The sequence below is a fragment of the Agarilytica rhodophyticola genome (assembly GCF_002157225.2).
Taxonomy (GTDB): domain Bacteria; phylum Pseudomonadota; class Gammaproteobacteria; order Pseudomonadales; family Cellvibrionaceae; genus Agarilytica; species Agarilytica rhodophyticola.
This window is the reverse complement of sequence record NZ_CP020038.1, coordinates 4,735,093-4,752,351: the sequence shown is the minus strand read 5'-3', so window position 1 is coordinate 4,752,351 and position 17,259 is coordinate 4,735,093. Positions and strand designations below refer to the sequence as shown.

At 38.6% G+C, this 17,259-nt stretch carries 20 protein-coding genes; 11 read left to right on the top strand and 9 right to left on the bottom strand.

Translation table 11 applies throughout. The features are described 5' to 3' along the window. Window positions 1-58: 58 nt before the first annotated feature. The 6 genes from BVC89_RS19755 to BVC89_RS30605 all read left to right on the top strand — a co-directional run bounded on the left by BVC89_RS19755 (window position 59) and on the right by BVC89_RS30605 (window position 2,733). Window positions 59-460: a VOC family protein gene (locus BVC89_RS19755; protein WP_086932853.1), complete on the top strand. Its 402-nt coding sequence runs from the start codon at window positions 59-61 to the stop codon at window positions 458-460. Window positions 461-570: 110 nt separating this feature from the next. Then, window positions 571-1,059: a hypothetical protein gene (locus BVC89_RS19750; protein ID WP_086932852.1), complete on the top strand. Its 489-nt coding sequence runs from the start codon at window positions 571-573 to the stop codon at window positions 1,057-1,059. A 95-nt stretch (window positions 1,060-1,154) separates the two neighbouring features. Next, entirely contained in the window at window positions 1,155-1,733 is a 579-nt protein-coding gene (locus BVC89_RS19745; protein ID WP_086932851.1) for an NAD(P)H-dependent oxidoreductase, read from the top strand. Window positions 1,734-1,909: 176 nt separating this feature from the next. After that, window positions 1,910-2,128 carry a hypothetical protein gene (locus BVC89_RS19740; RefSeq protein ID WP_086932850.1) on the top strand — a complete coding sequence of 73 codons (219 nt, stop codon included), beginning with the start codon at window positions 1,910-1,912 and terminating at the stop codon, window positions 2,126-2,128. 3 nt (window positions 2,129-2,131) lie between these two features. After that, a complete protein-coding gene (locus tag BVC89_RS19735) occupies window positions 2,132-2,458 on the top strand; it encodes a low molecular weight protein tyrosine phosphatase family protein (RefSeq protein WP_086932849.1) in 327 nt (108 codons plus the stop codon). Between the two features lie 143 nt (window positions 2,459-2,601). After that, window positions 2,602-2,733, top strand: a complete 132-nt coding sequence (locus BVC89_RS30605) for a hypothetical protein (protein WP_281260968.1) — start codon at window positions 2,602-2,604, stop codon at window positions 2,731-2,733. A 221-nt stretch (window positions 2,734-2,954) separates the two neighbouring features. Here BVC89_RS30605 and BVC89_RS19730 read toward each other — a convergent pair whose 3' ends face one another. Both BVC89_RS19730 and BVC89_RS19725 read right to left on the bottom strand, forming a co-directional pair. Continuing rightward, window positions 2,955-3,503 carry a hypothetical protein gene (locus BVC89_RS19730; RefSeq protein WP_086932848.1) on the bottom strand — a complete coding sequence of 183 codons (549 nt, stop codon included), beginning with the start codon at window positions 3,501-3,503 and terminating at the stop codon, window positions 2,955-2,957. A gap of 99 nt (window positions 3,504-3,602) precedes the next feature. Next, the gene (locus BVC89_RS19725; RefSeq protein ID WP_086932847.1) at window positions 3,603-3,980 is read right to left on the bottom strand and encodes a hypothetical protein; all 378 of its coding nucleotides are present in this window, start codon (window positions 3,978-3,980) and stop codon (window positions 3,603-3,605) included. 270 nt (window positions 3,981-4,250) lie between these two features. On the opposite strand from BVC89_RS19725, the gene BVC89_RS19720 reads away from it, so the two are divergent. Together BVC89_RS19720 and BVC89_RS19715 are read left to right on the top strand one after the other, a co-directional pair. Next, window positions 4,251-4,715: a carboxymuconolactone decarboxylase family protein gene (locus BVC89_RS19720; protein ID WP_086932846.1), complete on the top strand. Its 465-nt coding sequence runs from the start codon at window positions 4,251-4,253 to the stop codon at window positions 4,713-4,715. Window positions 4,716-4,758: 43 nt separating this feature from the next. After that, on the top strand, window positions 4,759-5,475 hold the full coding sequence (locus BVC89_RS19715) for a helix-turn-helix domain-containing protein (protein ID WP_216825015.1): 717 nt from the start codon (window positions 4,759-4,761) through the stop codon (window positions 5,473-5,475). 27 nt (window positions 5,476-5,502) lie between these two features. Here the strand turns inward: BVC89_RS19715 and BVC89_RS19710 are convergent, their stop codons facing one another. After that, on the bottom strand, window positions 5,503-6,081 hold the full coding sequence (locus tag BVC89_RS19710; protein ID WP_086932844.1) for a hypothetical protein: 579 nt from the start codon (window positions 6,079-6,081) through the stop codon (window positions 5,503-5,505). A gap of 181 nt (window positions 6,082-6,262) precedes the next feature. Then, a complete protein-coding gene (locus BVC89_RS19705) occupies window positions 6,263-7,054 on the bottom strand; it encodes a hypothetical protein (RefSeq protein WP_086932843.1) in 792 nt (263 codons plus the stop codon). A 261-nt stretch (window positions 7,055-7,315) separates the two neighbouring features. On the opposite strand from BVC89_RS19705, the gene BVC89_RS19700 reads away from it, so the two are divergent. Beyond that, complete coding sequence (locus BVC89_RS19700) at window positions 7,316-8,542, top strand: DUF3103 family protein (protein WP_086932842.1); 1,227 nt, start codon at window positions 7,316-7,318, stop codon at window positions 8,540-8,542. Between the two features lie 132 nt (window positions 8,543-8,674). Here the strand turns inward: BVC89_RS19700 and BVC89_RS19695 are convergent, their stop codons facing one another. The 5 genes from BVC89_RS19695 to BVC89_RS19675 all read right to left on the bottom strand — a co-directional run bounded on the left by BVC89_RS19695 (window position 8,675) and on the right by BVC89_RS19675 (window position 13,277). Continuing rightward, the gene (locus tag BVC89_RS19695) at window positions 8,675-9,487 is read right to left on the bottom strand and encodes an SDR family NAD(P)-dependent oxidoreductase (RefSeq protein WP_086932841.1); all 813 of its coding nucleotides are present in this window, start codon (window positions 9,485-9,487) and stop codon (window positions 8,675-8,677) included. Between the two features lie 302 nt (window positions 9,488-9,789). Continuing rightward, a complete protein-coding gene (locus tag BVC89_RS19690) occupies window positions 9,790-10,092 on the bottom strand; it encodes a DUF1330 domain-containing protein (RefSeq protein ID WP_086932840.1) in 303 nt (100 codons plus the stop codon). 26 nt (window positions 10,093-10,118) lie between these two features. Next, window positions 10,119-10,469, bottom strand: a complete 351-nt coding sequence (locus tag BVC89_RS19685; RefSeq protein WP_086932839.1) for a putative quinol monooxygenase — start codon at window positions 10,467-10,469, stop codon at window positions 10,119-10,121. 224 nt (window positions 10,470-10,693) lie between these two features. Next, the gene (locus tag BVC89_RS19680; protein ID WP_086932838.1) at window positions 10,694-11,842 is read right to left on the bottom strand and encodes an ARPP-2 domain-containing protein; all 1,149 of its coding nucleotides are present in this window, start codon (window positions 11,840-11,842) and stop codon (window positions 10,694-10,696) included. Window positions 11,843-11,858: 16 nt separating this feature from the next. Further along, a complete protein-coding gene (locus BVC89_RS19675) occupies window positions 11,859-13,277 on the bottom strand; it encodes a hypothetical protein (RefSeq protein ID WP_086932837.1) in 1,419 nt (472 codons plus the stop codon). 652 nt (window positions 13,278-13,929) lie between these two features. Here BVC89_RS19675 and BVC89_RS19670 point away from each other — a divergent pair. Beyond that, on the top strand, window positions 13,930-16,041 hold the full coding sequence (locus tag BVC89_RS19670; protein WP_086932836.1) for a methyl-accepting chemotaxis protein: 2,112 nt from the start codon (window positions 13,930-13,932) through the stop codon (window positions 16,039-16,041). Window positions 16,042-16,067: 26 nt separating this feature from the next. Further along, the gene (locus BVC89_RS19665) at window positions 16,068-17,174 is read left to right on the top strand and encodes a porin family protein (RefSeq protein ID WP_086932835.1); all 1,107 of its coding nucleotides are present in this window, start codon (window positions 16,068-16,070) and stop codon (window positions 17,172-17,174) included. Window positions 17,175-17,259 lie beyond the last annotated feature (85 nt).

Here is a 17,259-nt window from a genome sequence, read left to right as displayed (position 1 = left end):
TTTTGCAAAAAGCGCAAAAGCCTATTACGCGGGTATTATACGTAAATAAGAGGAAAGTATGAAATTAGGATTTGTGATTACTTATGTGGAAAATGTAAAAGAGGTTTTGGATTTTTATTCAAAAGCTTTTGGTGTACCAATAAAGTTAGAATTTGAAGACAATGGGCAGCTGCTCTATGGCGAGCTATCGACAGAAGGAGCAACCCTAGGGTTCGCATCCCATGAAATGGGTAAAATGAATCTTAGTGGTGCTTACCAAAAGCTATCGCTTGCGGACAAACCTGTAGGTCAGGAAATAGTTTTCGAGCACGAAGATGTTGATGGTGTTTACAATAACGCACTAAAAGAGGGGGCGATCTCTATCGCTCCGCCAGCCGATAAAGAGTGGGGGCAGCGTATAGCTTATGTTCGTGGTATCGATGGCGCCTTGATAGAAATATGTTCACCAATGGATATATAACAAGTCAATGAACTTCGCACCTTCGGCGCCGGACTGTTTACACAGCAGCTTTGCTTCATTTCAGTAGCCGGTTGTTGAGGCGTTATGCAAAATATTCTAGGTTTAAATTTATGAAGTTTATAATCGTTTTTTTTATGTCCCTACTGATTGTCGGATGTATAGCATCAAATCCAATTACTGAACAAGAAGTGGATACAATATCCAAAAAATATAACTTAACAGGTGATAGCAAAGAGATACAAAAGTGCCATCTATATTATCGTCTTCAAGATCGCCAAGGATATTGTGCAATTACAACTAGTGAATTTCTATTTTTCTTGGGTAAGAATACTAAAAACATAGATAGCGCCGCATATAGGAAATTTGAAATATCTGACATTAAAAAAGTTGGACTTAAAGGTAAAATGCGCCTTTTGCAGGTGCAAATACAAACAAAAACAGATTTTATAGTTTTTTCTGTAACACCAAATTATCCATTTGTTGATAGGTCTCTTACTAGAAGTTGGTATCAGAGATTAATCGATAGCGGTGTAAGCACATATAAACCAACAATGTACTACGAAACACCACCAACGCAATATAAAATTAAAGTAAATTAATGCATAACAAAGCTCTCATGTACACGCATTTCATACGCCGGACTGGCCTGTCGGCTCGCGGTATGGCGTGGCGTTAGAAGCACAAAGGTATACCTGTGAAGTGTTTAGTCGTATTAGCTCATCCCTTGAAAAATAGCCTATGTAAGCATTTGGCAAACAAAACTATTTCTCATTTAGAATCAAAAGGCTATATAGTTACAGTTAAGGATCTGTATGAAGAAAGCTTCAACCCCGCCTTAAGTGAGAATGAAAGAGATAGTTACTATCAAGAATTCGATAGTTCGCAGCTGGAAGACGATATTATGCAATTGAAGACTGCAGAATCAATAGTATTGCTATTTCCAACTTGGTGGTTTGGCTTCCCGGCAATACTAAAAGGCTGGTTTGACCGAGTCTGGGCACCTGGTCATGCATATGAACACGCGACTGATTTTGGGCCAATCAGACAAAGTTTGAATAATCTCAAAGAAATGAAAGTAGTAACCACTTTGGGTTCTCCTTGGTGGGTGGACTTTTTTATCTTAAGACAGCCAGTAAGAAAAGTTTTGAAAATTGCATTACTTGGTGCTTGCGCTAAAAACTGTAAATTCACAATGCTTTCACTTTATAAAAGTGAAAACCTCACAAAATCAAAAATAGACGGTTTCGTAAAAAGAATAGAGAAAAAGTTTTGAATACATGTGTAAGTGCTTCTAACAAGGCACTCAAAAGGGCCACATACATGGCGTAGCTTCGCCATTGTTACGCGCTATGTATATGCCCCTTAGCTAAGCGTTAAGCGCACAAAAATTAGGAATCCTCTTCGTATTACCGCGGCTGCTGAACCCGATAATTAATAGAGGAAAGAGCAATGGATGAATTAAGAGGTAGGGCTTGGAGAAGATCCAAGACCAAAATTAAGTCCCGAAAGAATAGTGCTAAAACTGAAAAGCAATGGATTTCGGAGAAAAACTGGAAGTTGATGTATACACGTTCTGAAAAACTTCGTAGAGCTAGGCAACTAGGTATCGAGTACCCCAAGCGAACTGTACGTCAAACCCTAGATACTGAGCTTCCCGAGAAAGAGTAAAGTATGCGAAATCTATTGTTTATATGTAGTAGGAATCAGTGGCGTAGCCCTACAGCTGAAGCCATATGGAGAAAACACCCTGATTTCAATGCTAAGTCTGCGGGCACTAGCCCGCGGGCTAAAAAAACAGTCAGCCCAGCGGATATCCGCTGGGCTGACGTGATATTCGTCATGGAGCAAAAGCATAAAAATAGGCTTAAAGCAGAGTTCACTCGGATGTTAGATCATAAGCCAGTCCACGTCTTAGATATCCCTGATGAATATAAGTACATGGATCCAGAGTTGGTCCAAGAACTAGAAACTGTTGTTGGGGTGTACTTGGAGAGTTAGTGCTAGGATTCAGCCCTTAACAAATTTAGGCAAGTGGGCAAATTACTACGCCTTCGGTTCCGCAATTTGCCTTTGCTAAAGGCGTTAAAACCATCACGGGTAAACTGGTCGCTCTACACGGATTGCCTGAGATCGTTGGCGGGATGGCAAAAGATTTTAACGCTATCAATATCCGTGAGTGCGAGAATGAAAAAGGGCGCGAAGCTGTTAACAATGCACAGGCCGGATTAGACAAAAAATTTATGTCTTTTAAGTATTTGATAAAAAATAATTAAAGATCTTAATTTTTAATGTCGTGTTTAGGTTGATGCGTAATGTAGTGCAAAACTGTCTCTTTATTGATCGAATCCCCGGCGTATAATGTCTTCTGCATAGGGTTTTATTTCGCTCTTTTCTTTTCTAGCTCACTTTTAAGCCAAATAAAGATAGGAAGATGGACAGGAAGATAGACATCGTCATGCTTATCAACCATATGAGCCACTGGATCTTAAAATATTTAGAACAGAGGTATTGAGGGATCTTCTATCTCAAGTTGACCTTCATTTATTGCCTGTACGATTCTAAGTTGTATCTCGGTTCGACTAGTATGGGATAAATTAGCTGTTTCGGCCAGCATATGATAAGCATTATCTTTAGACCAGGTGCCCGCCTGTAATTGGGCATCTACATATGCAGATAGCTGCTGATAACTTGCCGAATCTTTCTGTTCTTCGATAACAGCGTCATTTGAGATATTCTCTTTGTGGATATGAGTATCGGCACTGTAGTGTGATTGGTTAGCCAAGGAACTCGAATCCAGTAGATAGTTAATCCCTTCTTCTGCTGATTCTAAGCGGATACTTTGTTCAATAAGCATAGCCTTTACAGCTTCGATGCTTGCGAGCAATTTATCATCAGCACTATTTTGAGATATATTAGATATAGAATGTTTAGCCATAAAGGGTGCCTCTTTTGGCACAATGGGCTGTTCGCTTACAAATGGGCTGGCCAATATACCTGCCAAAAAGCCCGTCGCAGTAGCAAATAATATTTTCGCTGTTAACATAATCCTATTACCTTTAGGCATGGGCACCTTTATTATTGTATTTTGACCGTTAGATTCGTGCTGAGGTCAAAACCAATTAATAGAGGTGCCTGTAAATACTTATTCAATAAATGCAGAATTTGAGTGTGTCAATATTCTTGTACATACACCACTATCGTTAATTGTTGCAGATATAAATGAGGCGTTTGAAATGGATGCCACACTATTGAGCATACCTTCAGTGGGCGAAGTATTCATACACGTCTTAGAGCTGCCCGAAGCGTTTCTGGCTACACATATGACAACGTTGTTGCTTTGAAAAGCATTGATATAGCAACCGATGTATTGCTTAGTATCGCTGCTCTTGTCAGCAGCAGATACTCCGCCATGTAAAAAGTCGTCGCCAAAGTCAACGTCATGGCTGAAAGTTGCTCCGGCGGATGCTATTACTGAAACCGAAAATAGAAAAGTTGCTAAAAGGGCTTGAAATAATTTCATAGTTGTTAGTCCATATAATGTTTAAAATTAAATAAATGGGTTCGAGGTGTTCGATTCGTTAATAATCCCGCCGCAATAAGGTGTGCGATATTAAAAAAATCATCTGTCTCACATCCTACCCTTCACTTGGTAACAGCAACGATCATTGGGTTACATAGCTTGTTATTATGTCGATAATATTCAATACATATGCTGGTTTAGGGTATATCTTGTTGTCTTACATTTATTCACTCGCCTTTTGTTAATTTGCCTTTTATAAGGAGACAAGATATGACTCTACGTGTAGACTATTTCAGCTTAGCGCCAGATGCGATACAGATATTAATGAAGCAAGAAGCTTACTTACGCGACCACTTTAGCGCCTCGGACACCGTTACTGTTGCTACCTGGGAATTGGTGAAACTGAGAGTATCGCAGATCAATCAGTGCGCATTTTGTGTAGATATGCATAGTAAAGATGCTCTAGAATTGGGTGAGTCAAACGAGAGACTTATAGGGCTTTCTGCTTGGCGCGATATGCCGATGTATACAGAAGTAGAACGCACAGCATTGGCATGGGCCGAATGTTTGACTGCTGGGCAGGCTATTGATGATCAAACGTACAAATCTACTGTTGCTGTATTGGGTGAAAAGGTCTTGATTGATTTGACAGTTGCTGTAAATGCAATCAATAGTTGGAACCGCGTTGTAAAAGCTTTTAAACCTGAGGTGGGTAGTTATAAACCGCAAAAGTAAAATACAGACATTAAGCTTTCAAATTTGTCAGCCGACAGGATGCTTGTCTAGCGTTGTGCAAGGAGTCTGGCGAGCATCTGTGCCTGGCTCTCAACCTCAACCAATTGTTAAACCTCTTTATCCTGATGCCGGTAGTGGCATTGTTTTTAACTTGGGAGAAGAAGTTTTAATTGGCAGCAAAATACTCCCTCGCGGAGTTATTATGCTGCCCGTTAATAAAGTAACGCAGTTCATAACATTATCGCCGGGGTCTCTGATTGCCGGCATTCGTATGCACCCTGCTATGGGTTACGCCGTCTTTGGTAGGCGTTATTGTGAACCTACCCATATACCTCGCAATGAAGCCTGTTATCGACATCTTTATAAGATATTCGATGCGTTAATGCAGCAGGCAAATAATAGCGATCATCATGTTGATACCTTAATTGATTGGTCACGCCAGCATATGGATGTTTCTCGCTTAATGCCTGTATCGATGCAGAAAATCTTAGACGGTATCACTCATGTAGAAAAACTGGCAGGTCTGGACCAATATGTGGGCTTGAGTCAACGCCAAGTAGAAAGGTTATGCAACACATGGCTAGGAATGACGCCAAAGTATTTTCAACGTATTTTAAGAGTCAAGGAGGCAATTCTTTTTTTACGTAAAAATAATAACAACGATCTTGCTAATGTGGCGATTAACTTTGGTTTTAGCGATCAAGCTCATATGACAAGGGAGTTTCGTCATATCGCTTGCACAACACCTCGAGCCATTTAAATCCAGCTATTATTAGTCAAGGTATAGTTATAGCTTTTTAAAATCTATTGTAGCTTCAAAGTTAACGGATTCTTTACAATCAAACTCATCACCACAATCAATATTTAAAATACTTTTAACGGCTTCACTAGCGTCAATAATATACTCTTCTTTTTGTATGCCTAAAGCATTTATATCAAGGTTTTCAACTTTTACTTTAAAACTATGATTATTTAATTTTTCAGCCGATATTAAATCCATATAATTTCCTAGGTCAAAAGCTGCATCAGTACTAAACATTTCACCTTTATTGTATAAAGTAAAATATATCTTCTTGGTGGGTGATAAATCAGTAGATCCTCCTAAATCTATTACCACAACTTTTGCTTCTAAATCACTTTCTCTTAATAAATCTACGACTCTGACAACTCTGGCAACACGGACTTGGGCGCTTTGACTGCCGCTGTTTATCTTTCGTGATTTTAGCGATACACTTTTTAAGGCTAAATTACTAGCGGAATGTTCTGCTGCTGGACGAGCTTTTCCTGATGAATCATCATCATTTGAAAAGCCACACCCAATAAAGCTGATGAAAAATATTATTAAAATAGGTTTAGCGTAGTACAACTTTTATCCTCTTCTATATGATTGAGTATATATTGACGTGCCTGATGGCAGAGCACGATTATAATAACATGTAAAGCTTTGAGTGATCCTTACACAACAGCGAATACCCTTCAACAAATCTTCAGTAGTGGTTGTTATTTTCGTCGCAGATTGTGACTAAGCTTACTAATTTGCTGAAGAATTACCACAGGCGATGAGCTGGGCTTGGGTATATTGCGATAGGATCATCGCCTTCATATTCGAGTCGTCCATCCTCCGTTAAGCCCACTTCATTCATACAACCAAGTACAATTCTACCTGTCTGATTAGCTGTTTCTTGCGCTACAGATATTCCCGTGTGCTGGTTTACAACTGCGTTATGGCAGATAATCATTCGTATGAACTCATGGTCGATACTATCCGGTTTTGGGAGTTTAGATGCAAGATAACCACCTATACGCGTACCTGATATTCGAAATTCTTGGTTCCTTTTGTTTGTAGCTTCGACAACTCCTCCTCTTGCAGATCCCTCCCCACAAACTTCAATAAAGGGATGGTCTTTAGGCAACTTGTTAAAGCGCATGACAGCTTCTTCATGCCCTTGTCCAAACACAATATGAGGATGCTGTTTAGATGTTATCGCAAGCGCTTTTATTTTAACTGTCTTACTTGTCTTATCTGGTTCCAAGTGGGGGGTTGCTGCTCTTGAGTCGGGGTCTAAGACATTGTAAAGAGTAGGGGAGATAGGTAATCCTGGTTTTAGTCTATAGCGTAACCGTTGTGCTACAAGATTGTTTAAATCTATGTTTTCTGTAGCTGTGGTAGTTTTGGACGAACTCGTGATTAAACTAGTGCTAGCCGACGGTAACTGCTGTCGTGTGGCCCTTGTCCTTGATAGAGATGTCGCCTCGTTTTTATGTTCATTTTTTATATCGCGCGTTCCAAGCCCAAATTCTCTGTTTAACGTTGTGTTGTAACTCGATCCTGCATCCATAAGTAAGTCTCAGTATAAAAGCCTAATAAGAGTATGTATATGCCCATTCTATAAGTTCATTTTTTTCTCAGCTATTTTTGCTATTCATCATGCCATTTTTATTTTATTAAATGACAGAAAACCGTGATAGATGACTTTTTAAATAGACATGAGAATATTTAATGATTCTTTATTTTCAAACAATTAAAGTAAAGCTAGTTTTACAGGCTTATAGATAGGTTTTAATCCAATACTTAACCAACTAAAAGTAGGTGATTATCGATGAAGTTTTCCTCTGTACTGCCAGTCTTATTGGGCGGATTATTGGCTTTCTCAACAAGTTCCTATGCAAGTTCAACACCAATAGAAGGTGCTACTTTTAATATCAAGCAATCGTTTGATAAACGAGCCCTTGCTCAACAGGCCCAACGAGCGCTGTCTGATGAAACAGTATTAAATGAGGCGCTTAAGTTATTGCAGGCGAATCCTGTAGGGCTTTCGATGGATGTGTTTGTTAACAAACTGAGTATCAAGAATAATCGACAAGATGGATTACAAAGGGCTAAATTAAAAGAATTGGGCAATTTAGCAACCAATCAATGCTTTCGGAACTCTCGTATTAGCAACGACATGTTATGTCAAAATTATATGAAATCAGGGAATCTTGAAGTTCCGGAGCTATGGCTATTCAAACCCAAACATATGATAAAAGCTCTCACATCAAAAGAAGTATTATTTGCATATCCTCCGGCTGGAGATGAAGATAGCTGGACGCATATTGAAGCTTTTGATCGCTTTGGCAATGTGGTTTTTCTCGATGCTAAAGTCGCGCCTGAAGTTCCTGTTATTGTCGTAGAAACTCAAGGCGGCGCCGCTTTTGATATCAAAGTAAAGATAATGAATGACGCGCTTCGCAATGCTGGTCTACAGTCTTTAACAAGTATTAACACGCCAATAAAACCCTTGGATAAAAACATGTTAAGTGCTCAGGCATTGGCAGAAGATACTACTAAGATGACACAAATTCATTTAGATGATGACAAGGAACCTTGGATTAAAGGTGCCGCTGAGATTTATATGATTACCTCAGGTGTTAAAAAATCCGGTGATAAAGCGGAACTGAAAATTACACCATTGCACTATCTAGATGAAGATGGCAAAAACTACTACCCTAATCAGTTAGTACTTTTTTGGAATGATTACGCCTACAACGTCGCTAATATTCAGCTTTGGGAAGATGATGGGGATAGTAATTATCAACAGTTAGTCCAAGCGCTAATTCAGGCAGTCGGGCGAGCAGGGGGAGTATTCGGCCTACCTGAGTTAACCGCTGTGACAGAAATCGCGGCCATCATAGTCGAGGCCATGCCAAGTAATTGGTTTAGTGACGACGATGATTTTGTGGATACCTGTTACACCATCGAGAAAAATCAGCAGTACAGTAATCATAACTGTGCGGCGGGTAATGCACGTATAAGTCTAGAGCCCTTTACAATAAATAGTAATTAATGCTGTAGACACTAATGCCTGATTCATCACATTAAAAAAGAGCCATCACTGGATATATGTGATGGCTTAAAAAGTCGGCACTTAATAACGGCGGATAACAATTACTTACCTCAATAATTTTATTGATCGCCTTTAGGAAGCGACATATTTGTTCAATACTTCTTCCATAGCATCAATGATTTTTATACATTTGTTAGAGTCTAGGGCATCTGGGTGAGGCGAAGCAAACTGCCCAATATCATTATCAAAATATTGTCCCGTAGCATCTTTAAATTCATCCGAAATAGCGGCTCTAACTAATATATCTGCGCCGACACTGAGATCCGCACCGACTACACCATAGGCTTCTTTGACCATTTTACTGCCCAGCATAGACTTAGGATTTACTGCAATAATGGCCACTTCATCCTGCCCTAGATCTATCGCCATCTGACGAGACCACATCGTCAGAGCAAGTTTGCTCTGTGCATATGCCAAGCCATCGGATAGGGGTACTGTTTTACTTAAAGCATCGATATCAACAGGTGCTTGTGCAGCCGATGATAAATTAACCACTCTACTTGACTTCTCCATAAGAGGAAGTAGTTGCTTGGTTAGTAAATAAGGTGCGATCGTATTTACTACAAAGCGCACATCAATACCAGTAGAGGTGATCGGAGTAGAGGTGCCATAAATACCTGCATTATTAATAAGAGCATCTAACGTTTGATGTTGTCCTCTTATGCTTTTGGCAAAGGCTACAACGTCTAACAAATTAGATAGATCTGCAATATAGCTTTCAATGGAAGCAGCGCTAGAAAGTTCTGAAAGTTCTCGTTTTACTTTATCTAGCTTTGCTGGGTTGCGACCATGTAAGAGAACATTATGATCCTTGGAAACCAGTTGTCTCGCTGTTTCCAAACCTATTCCATCTGTAGCACCCGTAATCAGTATTGTTTTTTGCATTGTTGTTCCTTTTCTATTTATGAAAATTTAACAATAATTTTTTTTTCAAAAAGTGTAGTGTCTCTTCGATATAATTTTAGGGTCTGTTAATAAAATCTATTAACCTGAGGCTAAATATATCGTCCTAATATATTTAGCCATCGCCCCTTAAAATACTGTGCCGTCGTGAAAAACAGCTTGATTTTAATGGCTTAATAGTTAAAACCTATATTCTATCTCTGCCTAATCTAAAGGTAGTGAATAGATTATAGTAATCAGAAGTGATGAATTGAAAGCCAAAATTTTTCCAAAGAACATTTGTTTTATGAAAGATCGTCTTTGGCTTCAATCAAATAATGATTACTCACAGAGCCTGCTGTACGTGCTTTTAAATGTGGAACATAGCGCTCATCCTTCATAAAATTTAATGCGGCTTCTTTCGATGGCCATTCGATTACAATACGAAGTGCAGCGTCTTTCTTTTCACCCTCTAATTGCTCGTGGCTAGCGGTACGCGCTAAGTACTTACCGCCATATTCAGCCGCTATTTTATTAGCGGGCTCAATGTAATCGCCAACCCAATCATCATTCGTGGGAGTAACATCTAGCACAGAATAATAAGTCATGATTTTTCCTTTATTTGCTGTTGATTTTAACGTGAAAAGCCTGCAAAGGGCTTTAATAATTTAGGCGCTAGAGCTCCGTGACGTTCGCGTAATGCTTCAGGTAAATTACCAAGGTGAACCATACGAGTTCCTGGTGCAGCTTCTAACCAACGTTCGGCGTAATTATCCCAGGTAGTGATATGAATATGTGCTGACTCAACATCGTTAAACTGCTCTAGTACTAACACATCGCCATCGTCAGAAACAAAGTACTTATACGTTAATGTGCCGCCTTCATCTTGAGTTTTTGTGACAATTTCATCGACGATTGCTTTAAAATCATCGCGACGCCCTTCTTTAATTTTGGCTTCAACTATCCAGCCGATATGGTCAAACATGGATTTCTCCTGTATTTTCTAGCTGTTGATGTGTTTTTTCGCGATACTCAGTATAACAATCAAAAATAAAATGATAATTGCAGTTATAACTAAATCATAATTAGTTTATTTTTTATAATAATACGATTTTTGATGATTAAAAGAGCAGATGTAAAGACATATGAAGGGTTAATAGCCAAAGCACTTGCATTTTTGGGTGCCAGTGTTTGGCTAAAATCAGTTACTTAGTTATGAGGGCAGCCTTTTAATAAGTAAGCAAAGCCCAGTTGATGTAAGCGTCGAATGATATCTTTTTTACTACAGCCAATAGTCTTGCCCGTCGCTTCTAAATTCCAATCATTTTCAGCCAAGGTCTTTAATATATAAGCTCGCCGAGTTTGTGTATTAGATAACTGGTAGGTTTTTAAATATTCTAAGGAACCTGTTGGGCCTGTAATGGCTTCGCCAATAAAATTGAGTTTATCTGTATCAAAATTTGTTGAAAAACGTTGTAGGCGAAATTTTCCTAAACGTTTAATTACTTTGCTACTGATTTCTCGATCGAGAACATCATGTAATAGACCTTCATATTGTTGTTGAGCACTCTTTCTAGTTTTTTCAATAAGGTTATGTAAGTCTTGGTGACTATTAATTGAGAAGTTATCTTCAATTGTCGCTAAATTAGGTGCTTGGTAACGATGTTGACCATAATGAAATAAAATTTCTGCATAAAAGTCTTGTAAAAGCATTTTATGTAGAACGTGATAATCGCCGTTGTTGGGTAAGATAAAAATTGACGCTAAGGCATCAGATACAAATACCACTACACCTACTTGCTGAGGGTGTATCTCAAATAGACGCAGAGCTTCATCAAAACCCTCGATATCATAACCATCAATAGAAGATTCGTGCCGGCTTACTAATCCTTGACGCATAGCAATTTCGCTGTATTCATCCCATTTAAAGTCTGGCCCAGAAAAATGTAGTCCTAAAAATCCCTCCATAGCGAGATGTAAAGGTAAAAAGCGTAGCTGTCTATTACCTTCTTTCTTGGCAAGCCTTTCTTCCAATCTAGCACCAAAATTGGCCGGACCGTCGATTTTTTCCAATTGGCAACCGTAAGTTTTTGCTTTCGTTTGATCCGTTGTCCACGTGGCAATAAGTGCACTAGGAATATAACTGTAATAATATGACTTGGTATCTTGTAACGGCGCTTTACCATCCAAACATACAACAGAATAGGGCGCTTCATATTGACGAAGCCCTAGTCTTAAATTCTCCGTATTTTTTTTCTTAATAACAGGAACTAGGCGAACATTCCCCCATATTTGGGAGGGAGTAAGTTCAAATCCCTGAAGAGAAATTTTTTTTAGAGTTCTGGTGTTATTTGTCATTGCTATTTCCTAAATCTTATTTCCTTTTATACAGCTGTTTGCGTAGGTATTCTTCGAATTCAGTTTGTGAATAACTGCCGTCAGCAAATAGGCTATATTTCAGTATTGTAGGTAAATCTTCCACGTTACGTATCCCGACAGTTGTAATATCATCACTTAATTTTTTTACATCGAAGTTTTCTGCGTTGTAACAAGGATTAATATGTAATACTTTCTGCGAATTTTCCTTGCACAAGTGCTTTTTCCAAAGCTTGTACACCATTGCCGTCATACCTGTCACATCATTTTCAAAACCATCCGACACTATTATTATAGTATCAGCACCAGTACTTAGCGCATTTACTAAAGGTGATGCTATATTAGACTGACCATGGGCACTAACATAGTTTTCATCAGTAACCTGTGTAGACCAAAAAGTATGACAGCTTTTTGCTAAACGTTTAAGGAGATGAAAAATACCAAATGCGATTGCAAGAGGACGTCGTTTTTTTTCACTACTACCTGACATTGAATAACTTCTATCAAGAACCAAAGCAATAGATGTATTTTGTAGCCTTAACCTTTCTTTAAATAAATTTGCATGATAATCCAGGCTTAGTAAGAATTTATTTTTCACTACTGAACGTTGTTTCTTATCTAATGACAACCAATATATCATTAGTGGAGTATAATTTACCTTGCTAAAATCCAAGCTAATTGTTAACTTTTCTTTCTCTACACTATTTTGTATGCGCAAACGTTCCTTTTTTGTTAGATTAGGCTCTATTTTTTTTAAAAAAGTGGATTTTTTTATTCCGTGTTTTTTGGCAAAGCCTTCTGCAATAGAGTAGGGCAAACGATAAACCGCTTGATGACTATAGTGTGCTTCCATATAGGTTTTAAATAAATGGTTTTGATATTGTTTGTATTTTTTGTTAAACAAAAAGTGTCCAACTTCCGTTTGCCAATCTATATGCGCATGGCGAGATATATCTTGTAATTTGGATTTATATTTAATTGCATCAAACGCATGATTTTCACGTGCAGAAATATAATTTTTAATTATTGCACGTGTTCTTCTGTTGTTTATTCGATGTTTTTGGAGCTGCTTAAACAGTTTAAACACGCGATTAACAGGTAAGCTCGATAATGCTTTGTTGATAAGCAGAGCTTCCTCTTCCTTTTCTTTGCTACAATCCGGGCTACCTGCACTTAATAAATTTTGAACAATAAGTGCTTTGTTAAAATCATTAATGCCTGAAGCGAGTGTTAAAGCATAAAGAGATCTATAGTTCGCTAGGATATACTCATGCACAAAATTCACAGAGAGTTCTTGATTAAATTGATTTTCATAAAATTCAGTTTGTCTCGTACACGTCAAGCAAGTGTTAATAAATAATATTAGATCTTCACTTTCAACTTGTTCTGAGCGCGTATTGTATAGATAACGGTTCATAATATTCTTCTTAGTAGAAGGGGATACAGTGGGGAGTGCAACAGGCAATAAGCTAGGTTACTTAGCAGAGTAAATTCGGAAATTGCCCATAAGTCCCACACTGTATCCGAAAAAATCATAACTAATTTAATAGTAAGGCCAGTATCGCAAGAGCTGTGCCAAAGATTGGGTGTTGTTGTAAGTGTCTGAAATTATTGAATATTATCCTACTTTACTACGATATTAATAATTGCTCAATGTATCAATTATGATATTTAATATCAAAAATGATAGAAAATGCAAATACCTGGAGCTAGTATGATGTAACTCTCTATATACGTGACATTTGTAGGTGTTGGGTAGGTGTTGGGTAGGTGTTGGATAGATATCGAGTAGATAGTTGGGTATTGGTTACGTCGTTTGGAGAGCAAATGAAACGTAAATCTTTTAAGTATAGGAATCTATGCTTAAAACTTCCACGCTGAGCTTTAGTATTTATTGTTATCGCATATTGCTAGTTTTTAGTGGAAAATTCTTCATCACCTATTATGGTTAATAAAGCTTAGCTAAAAAATTGTGTTCGAGTTTTAAGTATTGGGCTCAAATAAGGTATGGCTAAATTAGGATGATTTTACCGCCTTGTTATATGCTTTAGTTACCTGATAGGAATCCCATGTTTAATTCAATTAAGACGCAAATCGCCGCTGCGGCAGGAGTAAGCTTACTTGCGTCGATTATCACGATGATTGTATTTGGTATGTTTTCTGGGCGATCGCTCTATGTCGATACCTCCGATACTATTGTGGTCTATTCAGAAAAAATGATCGAAGAATCATTAAAAAAAGTGTCCAATCAGGTGTCGCGTGTTAGCCGCACAATATCTGATAATATTCGAGTGGCAAAAGATATTGCTATTAACCAAGAATTTATTATCGCCAATGATTTAGTTGATTCTATTGATCGTGACGAATTCAGTAACTATTTGAAGCATACACTTCAAAGCAACCCGGGAGTTGTTGGTGTTTATATGGTTTGGGAACCCAATGCAGTCGATGGCATGGATGAAGTTTATCGCGGTAATCAATTTCACTCAGATAATAAAGGACAATATTCTCCCTACTGGACGCGATCGGCAGCGAGCGAATATAAGGTTCGTCCAAGTAATATGGATTTGGTATACAACAATCGAACGCCGAACAAGAGAGGCGTAAGACCCGGCGAATGGTATTTATGCCCTTTTGAGAGTGGCAGAGCCTGTGTCTCTGATCCAGCTGTTTGGGAAGTGCAAGGTATCGATACATTAATGACGTCAATTACAGTACCGGTACAAGCTGAAGAAAAAATCATTGGTGTTGCTGGCGTTGATGTATCTATGGGGTTCATACAAGGCCTAACTGAACAGGTAAATAAGAGTATTTACCAAGGGGCCGGTGACATTCGTATTATTAGCTTTAATGGAAGCGTGGTAGCGGATACTAAAACGCCAGATGAAGTAGGCAAACTTGTGTCAGCACAATATTGGCAAGACCTTAAAAATAATATACAAAATGGAAGAGCCCAAACGGATATTGGAGAACAGTCAATCACCCTGTTATTACCGCTAACGTTTAACTTTTCTGAACATTCTTGGGCTATCGAGTTAACCTTACCCACCTCGGTGGCAATGCAAGAAACCAATGCTCTCAATCATCAACTAAAGAGTAACTTTACCGAAAGCTTAATAGGTCAGCTTGTGTTAGGTGTTATTGTTGGGGTCTGTGGCCTTGGCATTGTGTACTTACTTGCTAAACGTTTGGCCGCGCCTGTGCAACAGGCTGCGTCACTTGTCTCCGAGCTATCCGAGTCAGAAGGCGATTTAACGCAAAGAATCGACATAGATTTAAAAAACGAAGTAGGGGTTTTGGCTTCAGGTTTGAATTTGTTTTTACAAAAGACCCATGAGATCGTAAAGGATACATGTGATTCTTCTGAAAAGCTGAAGGCTGCTGCGTTAGAGAGTACACAGTTGTCCAACCAAACCAGTACAAGTGTCAGTAATCAGAAACTTGAACTAGACATGGTTGCTACCGCCGTTCATGAGATGTCAAAGGCATCTGCTGATGTGGCCAGTAATTGTGCTCATACCGCCAGCTCTGCGCAAAGTGCTTTAGATCGTGTTCGCTCTTGTGCTACAGGGTTAAATGAAACGGTAGATAATTTAGGTTACCTCACTAATAAAATGCGTGAAGCCGCAGCCACTATGGATGAGCTTGAAGCTGCAACCCAGAGTATTAGCGGCATCGTAGATGCGATTAAGGGTATATCAGAGCAAACCAACCTACTCGCTCTCAACGCAGCAATTGAAGCCGCTAGAGCAGGTGAGCAGGGCAGAGGCTTTGCTGTTGTGGCAGATGAGGTAAGAAATCTAGCTTCTCGTACGCAAGACTCGACGGGAGAGATAAATAGCCTAATAGAAAAATTAGTAGCCCAGTCTTCGGTTACTGTAGTCACTATGCGCGAAGGCACAGAAATGTGTGAGAAAAATATGTCTCGTGCGAATGAATCACAGGAACAATTACGTGAAGTTGTGAGTGCCACACAAATTATTAGTGATGCCTCCATATCCATTGCAAGTGCAGTGGAACAGCAGAATCTTGTCACTGATGAAGTTTCTCAAAGTGTTAATAAAATTAGTAACGCGGCTAACGAAGTAGAAAGGTATGCCCGCGAAAGTTATGTTCAAAGTGATCTTATTAGTTTTGTAGTGAAAGAAATTGAAGGCAAATTAAACCGCTTTAAGTATTGATAGTCTCTATCCGTGAAGGCGATATCATGCGAGTATTATTGCTAATTTTTTCAAATTTCATACTATCTTTCTGCTATGCATCTGAGGATGAATTTACTTTTGGTGGCCATGTAAGATTTAACTTTGACCACCGCGATTGGATTAATGTAGAAGATCGAGCACGTTTTGAATTTGAATCATTAAAATTAACGGTTAAGGGTAACAGTGGCCCATTTCTGATTAAAGCAGATTATCGATGGTACGAAAATGTCGATTTTGACACAGTAAAGTATGCTGATATCACCTATCCAATTAATAATAACTGGAAACTAACAGCAGGTATTACCAAAGTCCCTTTCGGTTTACTGCCTACGGTTTCCACCAGTTTTTGGTTTTCGTTAAATTATTATTTGGGCTTTGAAGATGATTACGACTCAGGAGTGGTGTTAAATTATGAAGACTCTAATTGGGATCTGTACTTAGGTTACTTTTTTAATGATGAATACGATAAACCTAGTACTTTTGGTCGTTTCTCTTTTGATGTTGCCGATAATGGCGTCTTTCGTAATAAAGAAAATGGGCAGTTTAACGCTCAGGCAAATAAAAAATGGCAGTGGGATGATAACGATGTTACTACCCTTATTGGTGTGTCCTATCAGTATGGTGACATACTAAATCTTGATACACTGCAAACTGGTGAACACTGGGCGTATGATATTCATATGCGTCATACTCACGGTAGATGGAAATTCGAGTTAGAATATCTTGAGTATGACTACCAATTAGCTCATCCTTTTGGATTGGTGAGAGACCGCCTCATCCTTTCTGCTTTTAATTTTCCTTTTCCTGTTGCCAGTGAAGGCCATACGTATCTTGCGAACATCGTCTATACCCTACCTTATAGCAGTAGTATCGTAGATTCAGTAACCTGCTATAGCGAGTATGGCCAAATGGATTCAGATTTACCTAATTCTAGTAAATCAATACAATGGGTTAATGGTTGCGTCGTCGGATCGGGTAAATTGTTTGTTTATTTAGATAACATTTCGGGAAAAAATATGTGGTTTTCGGGAGGCTCCTCTATTGGCCTAAAATTTCCTGACAGTGATGAGTGGACCAATCGTGTTAATTTAAATATTGGTTACTACTTCTAATATTTTCCGTTATCGACTTGTTAGTAAAGTCTTTCCCTTTAAAAAATGAATTTCGAGTCAGTAAAGACCATTATTTGGCTTGGCT

Excerpts from the sequence above, each read along its gene's own strand:
- BVC89_RS19755 (WP_086932853.1), top strand. The coding sequence starts at position 59 with ATGAAATTAGGATTTGTGATTACTTATGTGGAAAATGTAAAAGAGGTT.
- BVC89_RS19750 (WP_086932852.1), top strand. The coding sequence starts at position 571 with ATGAAGTTTATAATCGTTTTTTTTATGTCCCTACTGATTGTCGGATGT.
- BVC89_RS19740 (WP_086932850.1), top strand. The coding sequence starts at position 1,910 with ATGGATGAATTAAGAGGTAGGGCTTGGAGAAGATCCAAGACCAAAATT.
- BVC89_RS19735 (WP_086932849.1), top strand. The coding sequence starts at position 2,132 with ATGCGAAATCTATTGTTTATATGTAGTAGGAATCAGTGGCGTAGCCCT.
- BVC89_RS30605 (WP_281260968.1), top strand. The coding sequence starts at position 2,602 with ATGGCAAAAGATTTTAACGCTATCAATATCCGTGAGTGCGAGAATGAA.
- BVC89_RS19730 (WP_086932848.1), bottom strand. The coding sequence starts at position 3,503 with ATGTTAACAGCGAAAATATTATTTGCTACTGCGACGGGCTTTTTGGCA.
- BVC89_RS19725 (WP_086932847.1), bottom strand. The coding sequence starts at position 3,980 with ATGAAATTATTTCAAGCCCTTTTAGCAACTTTTCTATTTTCGGTTTCA.
- BVC89_RS19720 (WP_086932846.1), top strand. The coding sequence starts at position 4,251 with ATGACTCTACGTGTAGACTATTTCAGCTTAGCGCCAGATGCGATACAG.
- BVC89_RS19705 (WP_086932843.1), bottom strand. The coding sequence starts at position 7,054 with ATGGATGCAGGATCGAGTTACAACACAACGTTAAACAGAGAATTTGGG.
- BVC89_RS19700 (WP_086932842.1), top strand. The coding sequence starts at position 7,316 with ATGAAGTTTTCCTCTGTACTGCCAGTCTTATTGGGCGGATTATTGGCT.
- BVC89_RS19695 (WP_086932841.1), bottom strand. The coding sequence starts at position 9,487 with ATGCAAAAAACAATACTGATTACGGGTGCTACAGATGGAATAGGTTTG.
- BVC89_RS19690 (WP_086932840.1), bottom strand. The coding sequence starts at position 10,092 with ATGACTTATTATTCTGTGCTAGATGTTACTCCCACGAATGATGATTGG.
- BVC89_RS19685 (WP_086932839.1), bottom strand. The coding sequence starts at position 10,469 with ATGTTTGACCATATCGGCTGGATAGTTGAAGCCAAAATTAAAGAAGGG.
- BVC89_RS19680 (WP_086932838.1), bottom strand. The coding sequence starts at position 11,842 with ATGACAAATAACACCAGAACTCTAAAAAAAATTTCTCTTCAGGGATTT.
- BVC89_RS19675 (WP_086932837.1), bottom strand. The coding sequence starts at position 13,277 with ATGAACCGTTATCTATACAATACGCGCTCAGAACAAGTTGAAAGTGAA.
- BVC89_RS19670 (WP_086932836.1), top strand. The coding sequence starts at position 13,930 with ATGTTTAATTCAATTAAGACGCAAATCGCCGCTGCGGCAGGAGTAAGC.
- BVC89_RS19665 (WP_086932835.1), top strand. The coding sequence starts at position 16,068 with ATGCGAGTATTATTGCTAATTTTTTCAAATTTCATACTATCTTTCTGC.